Annotated in this window: 10 protein-coding genes; 2 read left to right on the plus strand and 8 right to left on the minus strand. The window is 45.7% G+C overall.

Going from position 1 to position 10,771, the window contains the following annotated elements; translation table 11 throughout:
- The 4 genes from QZ918_RS32080 to QZ918_RS32095 form a co-directional block, all read right to left on the minus strand.
- A partial coding sequence (locus QZ918_RS32080; RefSeq protein ID WP_293342896.1) for a hypothetical protein occupies nucleotides 1-210 on the minus strand: 210 nt, incomplete at its 3' end.
- Nucleotides 211-533: 323 nt separating this feature from the next.
- A complete protein-coding gene (locus QZ918_RS32085; RefSeq protein WP_293342899.1) occupies nucleotides 534-920 on the minus strand; it encodes a DUF4359 domain-containing protein in 387 nt (128 codons plus the stop codon).
- 317 nt (nucleotides 921-1,237) lie between these two features.
- On the minus strand, nucleotides 1,238-2,203 hold the full coding sequence (locus tag QZ918_RS32090) for a M48 family metallopeptidase (protein WP_293342902.1): 966 nt from the start codon (nucleotides 2,201-2,203) through the stop codon (nucleotides 1,238-1,240).
- A 119-nt stretch (nucleotides 2,204-2,322) separates the two neighbouring features.
- Nucleotides 2,323-2,505 (minus strand): hypothetical protein, encoded by a 183-nt coding sequence (locus QZ918_RS32095; protein WP_293342905.1) that lies wholly within the window; start codon nucleotides 2,503-2,505, stop codon nucleotides 2,323-2,325.
- Nucleotides 2,506-2,532: 27 nt separating this feature from the next.
- Here QZ918_RS32095 and QZ918_RS32100 point away from each other — a divergent pair, with 27 nt between their 5' ends.
- Nucleotides 2,533-3,084, plus strand: a complete 552-nt coding sequence (locus QZ918_RS32100) for a 1,2-dihydroxy-3-keto-5-methylthiopentene dioxygenase (RefSeq protein ID WP_293342908.1) — start codon at nucleotides 2,533-2,535, stop codon at nucleotides 3,082-3,084.
- Nucleotides 3,085-3,347: 263 nt separating this feature from the next.
- Here the strand turns inward: QZ918_RS32100 and QZ918_RS32105 are convergent, their stop codons facing one another.
- The gene (locus tag QZ918_RS32105) at nucleotides 3,348-4,145 is read right to left on the minus strand and encodes a 2-phosphosulfolactate phosphatase (RefSeq protein ID WP_293342911.1); all 798 of its coding nucleotides are present in this window, start codon (nucleotides 4,143-4,145) and stop codon (nucleotides 3,348-3,350) included.
- Between the two features lie 210 nt (nucleotides 4,146-4,355).
- Nucleotides 4,356-5,960 carry an NAD(P)/FAD-dependent oxidoreductase gene (locus tag QZ918_RS32110; RefSeq protein ID WP_293342914.1) on the minus strand — a complete coding sequence of 535 codons (1,605 nt, stop codon included), beginning with the start codon at nucleotides 5,958-5,960 and terminating at the stop codon, nucleotides 4,356-4,358.
- 333 nt (nucleotides 5,961-6,293) lie between these two features.
- Between QZ918_RS32110 and QZ918_RS32115 the strand changes: the two genes are divergently transcribed.
- Nucleotides 6,294-6,884, plus strand: a complete 591-nt coding sequence (locus QZ918_RS32115) for a chorismate lyase (protein WP_293342918.1) — start codon at nucleotides 6,294-6,296, stop codon at nucleotides 6,882-6,884.
- Nucleotides 6,885-7,070: 186 nt separating this feature from the next.
- Here the strand turns inward: QZ918_RS32115 and QZ918_RS32120 are convergent, their stop codons facing one another.
- Both QZ918_RS32120 and QZ918_RS32125 read right to left on the minus strand, forming a co-directional pair.
- Nucleotides 7,071-8,381 carry a cytochrome P450 gene (locus tag QZ918_RS32120; protein WP_293342921.1) on the minus strand — a complete coding sequence of 437 codons (1,311 nt, stop codon included), beginning with the start codon at nucleotides 8,379-8,381 and terminating at the stop codon, nucleotides 7,071-7,073.
- Between the two features lie 296 nt (nucleotides 8,382-8,677).
- The coding region (locus QZ918_RS32125; protein ID WP_293342924.1) for a GAF domain-containing protein at nucleotides 8,678-10,771 on the minus strand (2,094 nt) is incomplete at its 5' end.

Raw genomic sequence — 10,771 nt, forward strand, 5'->3', positions numbered from 1 at the left:
AAGTCTTTTAAAATCGTCAAATTTTTGTTTGAGTTTTTCACCAAGGAACATAAATTTAATTTCCCCAAAATCAATCAGTACACCTATACTACCGATACATAGAAAATGATTTAGGATTGCTATAGTAGTCCTCGCATCATTTACATAATTTTTGTAGTGGCTCTTAAAGATCCAGGTTGCCCCGATAGATATGGGGTAGGCACGCACCATCCACTACCCCTACCAATCTTCATCAATCATTTAGGATTGCTATAAATCTTTAATTATCACATAGATTTTTTTGCAAGATGTCTATTAAATCCAGGTATGTAGTTGCGCTTTAGCGCTCTTGCTGGGATATCGGAAAGAGGGCTGAAGCCCAACAACGTCCGCGAATCTTTCTGATAACCGCTATAGACTTTTTTTCAAGAGGTCTAATAGTCTGATTTTAATTTCTCTGTTACAAAAGTTCTGGCTTAAAACTAATTATTTTTGACAAGTAAAAACCGGGCTAGATCGCAAGCCCGGTTTCTATAATTTAACTTAATTTGACATTACTTTTCAGCATTTGCCGAACTAGGTGGGAGGGTAACGAAATTGCCAAAAGCTCCAACCGTTTGATAGCTTTTTTTACCTAGTTGAGTTGTGTAAATGCTGACAACGCCAAAGTTCTGACGTTCCGTTGTATTGTCGAGCAAGTGTTCGATCGATCCCCGCTGCGAAGTCAGCAAAGTCTCTGCAACGCCACTCAAAGCTTTGGGTACGCGGGAATCATTACGCACGGTGTTTTTAAACTCGGTTTCGAGTACGCCGGAAGCATAAGTTAGGTATTTATCTCTCGGAGGATTTGTAAATGCCATCCCGGCAGCTAGCACGCTGAGGGCGATCGCAACTTTTCCGACATTCCCGAAAAAATTAGAAGTTGGTTTGTGAGTATTCATTGCTTTATCAATAATCATTTTTTTCTTGCCCCGATTGAGTTATAAGCTTATCTAGATTTAAACTACACCTTCTGAGAAACAGATTTCAGAAAAAAGAGGACAGTTTTTAGACTGGAGGCGAGTTGCGAGTGTAAGCTATGACTGTTGGGGACGATCGCACTCTAATATAATTGCGAGGTAGCGGGATGGGAGATCCGCAGCCTGTCTTCCTTTTACTTTCCTCCCTCCCCCAAATCCGGTAAATTTTCAAAGACTTACGCAAACAGTGGTTGAAGGCGGTAATAACAGCCGCAAGGTACTTGCGGCACATCCTCAACTTATTTTTGCTTAGATTTTTGTCGATCGATCTCCCGCTGCAACTCCTCAATCTGACGGCGCAAAGCCTCCGTCTCGCTGTTAGATGCCTGAGACTTGACATCAACCGCACCCTCTGCTACAGCCCGCTTGTAGTTACCCAGCTTAATTTGCCGATATTCCTCGGAAGCCGCCCAATCTCGCAAATACCGCAAACGTTCAACCGGGAAAGGGTGACTCAGCATCACGCCTTGGCCGCCGTTGTAAAGTAAAAATTTATACACTTGGTTGAGATTGTCGCGATCGAGATCTTGATAGTTGTCAGACTGACGGATAAATTCTTGCAAACTGCATTGATCTGCATATTTACTGCTAACTCCCGAAAGTTTCATCATCGTCTTCATCACACAGTTCAAATCATCTGTCACCAACAAAGCAGCCCGATCCGCAGATAATTCAGCCTTCCGCCGCCACTCATAAAAAGCGAAAATCAAACCGCTACCGACAATATTTCCCAGCCCCAAAGTCATCTCGCCAATTGTTGATGCGATGCTCATCGCCCACATCGCCATTTGATTTAAAGTTGGATGCCCGCATTTGATGTGTCCCAACTCGTGAGCCAGAACAGTCTTGATTTCTGACTCATCCAACAAATCTAAAAGACCTGTATTTAAGACTATATAGGGTTGATTTTTCCCGAGAGCATAGCTGTTAACAGCGGGATTCTGAGACACAAACAAACCCGGTTCTGGAAAAATATCTAAATCCTGCACGCACTCCCGAAATATATGATAAATGCTGGCATATTGGCGCGGGCCGACTTGGATGCTATTTCCCATTAGGTAAACGAACTGCGGTCGTTCGTAGACAAATTCTACAAATTTGCTGGCAATTAAGTCAAATCCAGGTACGCTGCGTAATGCGGCCTCGGCCTGGCGATCGAGGGGATGCTGAAAAGCTTCGCTAGAAATTCCTGTATAAGTAGGCATAGTTGTTGCAAAAGTTACATGAATAAGGTCAGTATGCCGATCGCAGCGGTTGCGATCGGGCGCCTGACTTATCAATATTATGTCTTGTGGAACAGGGATCTTGCCGGTTCAAATTAGCGTTAAAATGGTTTTTCTGCTACGGGCGCGATCGACAAACATCTTGCAAAGTACCCCGCTGCAAGTAAATCGACGTAAATTAAACGTAAAATATCGATCGCTAACAAGCTTGCGGTGTCTTTTTTCTTCCTTCTTCCTTCTTCCTTCTTCCTTCTTCCTTCTTCCTTCTTCCTTCTAGTTATCACCTCACTCAACAATTGGAACGTGCAAAAATGGCTATCCTGCGACACGAAAACGGTACAACCTACACTCAACTGAGCGACATTACCCGCGAGCTCGCTCCCTTAAACATTCAACTCAACCGCTGGCTTGTGGGTGAAAATCCAGAAATTCAAAATTTATTAGCCAAAGATGCCCTTAGCGACACCGAAAAAGAGCAAGTCTTGCAAGCCCTCGACGGCTACTTCCAACAACTCCAGGAAACCGCAGGCTATCAATCCCGCGACTTAATCGTACTGCATCCAGACATTCCCAACCTCGACACCCTGCTGTCAAAATTCAACAACTGCCACATCCACGCCGACGATGAAGTGCGCTATATCGTAGCAGGCGAGGGCATTTTCGGCTTCGTGCGGCCCGATGGCAGCCAAGTTGAACTTACGGTACAGCCGGAAGAATTTATCAATGTGCCGGCAAATACAGAACACTGGTTTTATCTGACAGCGGCCCGGAGAATTAAAGCTGTGCGCTATTTTACTACTACGGACGGCTGGGCGCCAGAATATACGGATACGGAAATTCGTTTCCGCTTAGCTGCTGTGTAAAAAGGTTCGCAGTATTCGTAGGGTGTGTCGCCACGAACAATCCCTAAAGTCTACATACAATCTCAGGGCGACGCACCTTACAGATGACCAATTAAATTTGAATTGCATAACTATTCGTAGGGTGTGTAGCCATTAAATATCCCTAAATTCGATCGACAATTGCACGGGCGACGCACCTTACAACTCGGGCGATGGAAGATATCAGGTGCGTCGCCCTTTAGATTGTGGGCTTTTATTCGGAGATTTCTTGCGGGTGACGCACCCTACAACTGTTTGACAACGTTGTCGGCAATGATGCTTTGATTTAAATAAGCTCCGTCTCGAAGTTTCGGGACAGCGTTGCTACAGTTGAATTGAGCTACAAGTTTTACATCCTCACTAAAACCACGCTCGGTAAGTTCTTTACCAGAAGAGCAGCTAAATAGCGCAGAATCAAGGCAATGTTGAACATCCTTAAAGACTGATAGCGCAGCTCGTGCTTCCGGAGACTTAGTTCCTTTTAGATAACTTATAATTGCTCCAGCACCTATTAAGTCCTCAATAGCGGGGCGGAGAGTTCCGTCGTCCCACCTTTCACCAGCAGGAATCACCGCAACAGAACCGCCGAGTTGAGCAGTATATTCAGCGACAGCCAAACAATTTCGCAGACACCCCGCCAGAGTATGCTTGCCCATACTTGCAAGCGTTAATGTTGAGCCATTGGGAGATGGTAGAACGAGCTTAGTATTGGCAGCTATACCAACAAGTGAGGAAGGAGAAAGGGAGAATTGACCAGAGAACCGACGCTTGAAGCTAGCTAGTTGAGCATTTTTCAACCTCGCGTATTCAACAGCAGTATCATCTTTCCAACGATAAGGAAATATTATTGCACCATTATGTACCGCTATGTCTACAGATGTTGAAAAAGACATCACATCTATAATGATAACAACGTCGCTGATTGGAGAAAGTTTTTCAACTCCTTGCATTCCCCATTCACAACGAACGTCGAATTCTGATTGCTCATAAAACATTTCTGATTTTCCCTTGTATTGACCAACATCTGAGACAGTATGATTCATCTCTGTATTCTCGGACTCTGTGTCCTCTGTGTTCTCTGCGGTTCAATCATTCCGGAAAAGCCGGATTTGATATTACTCGTGCGATGAAAGAAATCAGGTGCGTCGCCCTGTAGATTGTGAACTTTTTTCAGATATTTTTCATGGCGACGCACCCTACAACTAAGAGGGCTAAAGCCCAACAACGTACCTAATTTTTCAAACTTGGTGATTTCAAGATTGTAAAATACTCAAAGCAACCGCCTCCGCCACCTTAATTCCATCAATCCCCGCCGACAGAATTCCACCCGCATATCCCGCACCTTCCCCAGCAGGATAAAGCCCTTCAGTATTCAAACTCTGATAATCGTCTTTGCGTTTAATCCGAATTGGTGAAGAAGTGCGAGTTTCCACTCCTGTCAAAACCGCATCATCCATCGCAAATCCTTTAATTTGTTTGTCAAAAGCTGGAAGTGCTTCGCGGATGGCTGCGATCGCAAAATCCGGCAAACTTTCGCTCAAATCAGTCATCACAACACCCGGCGTATAAGAAGGCTGCACAGCGCCTAGGGCGATCGAAGGGCGATTCGCCAAAAAATCTCCCACAAGCTGCCCGGGAGCGTTGTAAGTGCCACCTCCTAACTCAAATGCCCGTTCTTCTAGGCGACGTTGAAACTCAATTCCCGCCAAGGGATGACCGGGATAATCTTCCGGCGTGATACCCACCACAATCCCGCTGTTAGCATTGCGTTCGTTGCGAGAATATTGACTCATCCCATTCGTCACAAGTCGCCCCGGTTCCGACGCCGCCGCCACTACTAAACCACCGGGACACATACAGAAACTGTACACAGAACGACCATTGGTGCAATGGTGAACCAGTTTGTAATCGGCGGCACCTAAAAGCTTGTGGCCCGCCCGATCGCCAAAACGACAGCGATCGATCGCACTTTGGGGATGTTCCACCCGAAAACCAATCGAAAAAGGTTTAGCCTCAATGTAAACACCGCGCGAGAATAACATCTCAAACGTATCGCGGGCGCTGTGTCCTACCGCCAGAACTATATAATTGCTAGCAATATATTCTCCACTCGCCGTGGTAATTCCCTGCACTTTGCCATTTTCGATGTGAATATCTTCCACACGAGTTTGAAACCGAATCTCTCCGCCTAAGGATTCAATTTTTGCCCGCATATTTTGGACAATTCCCACAAGTTTCAATGTCCCAATATGCGGCTTATTAATATATAAAATTTCCCGCGAAGCACCCGCATTTACAAGTTCTGTCAGCACCTTGCGCCCGTAATGCTGGGGATCTTTAACTTGGCTGTAGAGCTTGCCATCGGAAAAAGTACCCGCACCACCTTCCCCAAACTGGGCGTTAGATTCTGGGTTGAATTCAATTTTTTTCTTCCAAAATCCAAACGTATCAGCAGTGCGATCGCGCACAGCTTTGCCGCGTTCCAAAAGGATCGGGCGAAACCCCATTTGTGCCAGCATCAGCCCTGCAAACATCCCGCACGGCCCCGTACCGATCACAATAGGTCGAATCGTCAAATTGCTGGGGGCTTCGGCTACATAGCGATAACTCGTGTCTGGCGTTACCATCACATGAGGGTCTTTTTTGAAGCGTTGGAGAAGTTGCTTTTCCTGTGTTGTCTCGACATCCACAATATAGACAAGCACTATTTCGGCTTTTTTGCGAGCATCGTAGCTGCGCTTAAAGATGGTGTAGCTGAGCAATTCTTCGGGGGGAATTTGCAGCTTTTTGACAATGGCGCTGGCGATCGCATCTTCAGCACGATCTAAGGGGAGTTTGATTTCGGTTATTCGTAACATATAGTAGTTGTCAGAAAGATGAGGTATGTTGTTGGGCTTTAGCCCTGTGAATTTATTGGTTTTACAAGCTGTCTGTTATACCTCATCTTTTTGAGAAAGGCTATATATATAAATTCTCAAGTGAGTGAGGTATAGATTAGTAATTGGGAATTACGAATTGGGAATTGGTAAAACAACTGGCGAGTAGCTTATCAAACTCGATCGCAGCCATAGGTCATGTGGACGAGAAAGGCGATTTTTGGGCTATCCCCACTTAATTGTAAATTTTAGATTTTAGATTCCATAATTGCAGAAGCGCTATAATAAACAAAAAATTAAGTTTTGTAAAGACCCTTGACTGCAACATTTACACCCAAAAACAGCCAAACCTGGCACGCTCTCAACCCCCTGTGGGAAGGAGCCCAAGACGCAGTACAGAAGGGTTTACCCCACAGCAAGCTAGCACCGGCATGGCAAATACTGCTGTTGGGCGACGGTTCCCCCACCCGTCACCTGCAACTGCTGACAGGGGAACCCACAGAAGTAGATGTGATCGATATGTCGTTGGTGGGTGAAGAGGCAGACGGTGCGCCTGCACAAATTGTGGCGGTTCCAGGGCCCCGCCTGCGCCGTCAAGTGTGGCTGCGTACAGCTTCGGGAAAGCGCCTCGCCTACGCGACTTCTTGGTGGGAAGCGAGTCACGTAGATGAATATTTGGAAAATAAATCTTTGCCAATTTGGGCAAGTTTAGCGCGCCTGCGAACTGAATTGTATCGCGATGTGCAAGGCATTTATTGCGGTGAGTCGGTGGCATTGGAGGCGGCTTTTCAACAGTCGGGGCCTTTTTGGGGGCGACACTATTTGTTTTGGCATCACGGGAAGCCGCTGACGCTGATTTATGAGGTGTTTTCGCCTTATTTAACTAAGTATTTGGGGCCGATGTAGTTGTGCTCTTGGTTCGTAGTGAGGACTTTAGTCCTTCTGGTTGCGGACTAAAGTCCTCACTACGAACCTATTTGATTGTTTGTAGTGAGGACTTTAGTCCTTCTTGTTGCGGACTAAAGTCCTCATTGCGAACCTGTTTGTAGTGAGGACTTTAGTCCTTCTTGTTGATGCGGACTAAAGTCCTCACTACGAACTTGTCATTTTTCGCCGGAACTTCACTCGCAAACCGTCGCGCGGGTGCGGAGTCGGTACTAGGATTAAATTTAAATCTTGATCCGGTAATAAATCCCATTCGCACTCTCGAACCATCCTCGCCGCAAACAGTTTCATTTCCAGCCGCGCGAATTCTTTCCCCAAACATTCCCGCAAACCGCCGCCGAAGGGGACGTAACTGAAAGGTTTCGCATTTGTCGATCGCTCCAAACTGAATCGATCCGGGTCAAAGCGATCGGGTTCGGGATAAACTGAGGTATCTTGATGCGTCTGATTAATTTCATAAAGCACGATCCAACCCTTAGGAATTTCGTAGCCCCCCAACTCGCAAGGCTTAATTACCTGACGAAAACCGCCTGCCAACGGCGGAACCAACCGCAGCACTTCTCGCAGCACCTGCTCTAAATAAGTCATTTGTTTGAGGTGTTCCAAAGTTAGCGGTTCAGTGGTCGAAAACTGCTGTTGTTCGGCGCGAATTTTTGCCATCACATCGGGGTTTTGAGCCAGCAGAAGGCAAAAAGAGGCGATCGCAGAACTTAGAGACGAGTGTCCTGTAAACAACAGCAGCAGCACTTGATCTTTCAACTCCTCCAAACTCAGAGAATTGCCATCATCATCGCGAGCGCAAATCAGCAAACCTAAAGCATCATTCTTGCTAGGAGTTCCTTGCTGTCGAGCGCGAATAATATTTTCCAGTTCTGCTAACAGCAACTTGCGGCACTTTTTGGCTTTTCCAAACTGAGTCCAAGGCAGATCTAAAGGAACAGAAAATAAACCGTCAGACCAAATTTTAAAATAATTACCGAGTTCACTCTCCGAACTATTATCAATCCCCACTAGCAATTTGCAAGCAACATCAAAAGTATAATTCCTCAGTTCGGGATACCACGCAAACTCGCTCATTTGTGTCCACCTTTGCAAATAGCGCCCCGTGATATCTTCCATCCCGCCGATGTAGCCAGCCAAAGCTCGCGGTTGAAACGCTTGGTACAGCAGCTTGCGCCGATTTTGGTGGTCGGAACCCGTTTGCAGCGACAAGGAAAGCGGCCCTAACAGCGCTTTTGTGCTGGGAGGCCAACTCACAACAAAATACTGGTTTTCATTGCTTAAAACAAACAAATTCGCCTCTGAGCCGGACACAAATACGGTAGGCTGTCCGAAGATGCTGGTTTTGAAAATTGGCCCGTACTGTTGGTGGCGTTTTTTGGCGAATTGAGCATCTTGTAAAAAGTTGAGGGTATCCCCAATTAGCGGTAAACCCAAATTGCCTGGAGGTAATGTCATTTCAGATTTCAGATTTCAGATTTCAGATTTTAGATTGTTCATATCATATTAACTGAATTTACGCAACTGTATAAAGGTACGTTGTTGCGCTTCAGCGCTTTTATACATATGAAAGAGCGGGTGCATCTGGTTTTGGAAGAGGGCGAAGCATGACCGCATATAAGTTATTAGTTATCATCTCATATTCACCGAGGTCATGCTATAGCCCATAGGGATATATTCGCCTTGCGCCAGATGCACCCGAAAGAGCGCTGAAGCGCAACTACGTACCTAAGAGTTAACCCTATAGAACCTATTTAATTTTCTGTTCTTTGAATCGGAATCTTGATCGTAAATTCAGTGCCTTTCCCCACAACAGAGAAACACTTGATTTCACCTTTATGCTTTTCGACAATAATAGAATGAGAAATCGCCAAGCCCATTCCCGTACCCGAACCGATCGGTTTTGTAGTATAGAACGGATCAAATATCCGCTGCTTGACTTTATCGGTGATACCTGCACCGTTATCAGCAATTCTAATCGCAGCGAAATTACCTTCTACCTCTGTACGAATGCGGATAATTGCCGGATTTAGAAGCGGTTCTTGTAAAGCGTCAATTGCATTGGCTATAATATTCATAAACACCTGATTCAATTGTCCGGCGTAACACTCTACCAGCGGCAATTGTCCGTATTCTTTAACGACTTGAATTGCTGGGCGATCGGGCTGAACTTTCAGACGGTGTTCTAAAATCATTAAGGTGCTGTCGATGCCTTCATGAATGTTAACTTTTTTCATCTCAGCTTCATCGAGGCGAGAGAAATTTCGCAAACTCCGCACAATATCCCGGATGCGAGTGGCTCCCACCTGCATCGAAGACAGCATTTTGGGCAAGTCGTCTAGCAAGAAATCTAGTTCTAAAACGTCTATTTCGTCCTGAATAGCTTGAGGTGGTTCTGGGTATTCATCTCGATACATTTGCAGCATTTTCATCAGGTTTGTGGTGTATTCTTCTGTGTAGGTAAGATTGCCGAAAATAAAGCTGACTGGGTTATTGATTTCGTGGGCAATTCCTGCTACCATCTGACCGAGACTCGACATTTTTTCTGCTTGCACGAGCTGGGTTTGAGCAAGCTTAAGTTCGCACAGAGTTGCTTCTAGTTGGGCAGTTTGTTCTCGCGCCATTCGGGCTGAATCGACGCTTTGCGTGTAGAGTTCGGATTGGCTGATGGCGATCGACAATTGATCGCAAATTGCCGATAGCAAATCCACTTCGTCTTGTGTCCACCTCCGCATCTCGCGACAAGCCACGCAGTCTACAACACCAATTAAACCCCCTGCACTCTTGACTGGCAAATCCAACATAGATTTGTAACCCAGCTGCAAAAAGAACTCTCTTTCTATGGGATCGCTCCAAATTGAAACATCATCTATCTGGCAGATTTCCGATTTGGCTATTTTTTGTACCAGAGTCCCCGTTAGGTTAGCAGGATAATAACCCACAAGCGAGACCAAGTCATCATTTTTAGCTTCGTGGACGACATCCCAAGCTGGTATCTCGGCATCGGATAGATACCAAATAAACAAGCAGCGATCGAGTTGCAGCAAGTCGCGAATTTGGTGTACAGTCGTTGCCAATATAGTATCTAAATCGAGAGAAGCGCGGATTTGACTGCCTAACTGGTTGAGCAATTTTTGCTTCATGGCTGCTGCTTTGGCTTCGGCGGCGACGAGGCGAGATGTTTCGTAAAGTTCGGCTTGATTAATGGCGATCGCCAATTGATTGCCCACAGCCACTAACACTTCCACTTCCTCATCGCTCCAACACCGGATGCTGCTAGAAGCGCTACAGCAAATTACCCCTATTTTACCTGAAGATGTCTGAATGGGAATCTCCAGCAGAGACTGTAATCCTATAGACATGAAAAAATTCCGCTCTACTGGATCGGTAACATTTTTAAAATCATCCACCCGAATTATTTCAATATTTGCAATTCGCTCGGCTTGAGAACCAGTTATGTTAGCCGGAAATACACCCAGCAAGGAAGGTAGTTCATCATTTTTTGCCTCGTATTCTACATTCCAAAATGCTGATGTTTCGTTGGTTGTATACCAGATAAATATGCACCGTTCGAGCAGCAGCAATTCACGTATTTGCTGCACAGTGGTGGCCAAAATAGTGTCTAAATCCAGAGATTCGCGGATATTGCTAGCTAGTTGGTTGAGCAGCGCTTCCTGCTCTGCTAACTTGCGGAATCTCGCTTCCGACTCTTGCAACTGTCTTTGAGCTTCTTTTTGTTTCGTTACGTCCAAACCCAAACCGATCAAGCCGATCGCATTACCGCAATCATCTTTGACCTGAGTTTTAATAACCTCCAACTGGTGGTATTCACCGTCAACCAACTGGAG

It is taken from the genome of Microcoleus sp. CAWBG58, assembly GCF_020883045.1.
In the GTDB taxonomy this organism is placed as follows: Bacteria; Cyanobacteriota; Cyanobacteriia; order Cyanobacteriales; family Microcoleaceae; genus Microcoleus.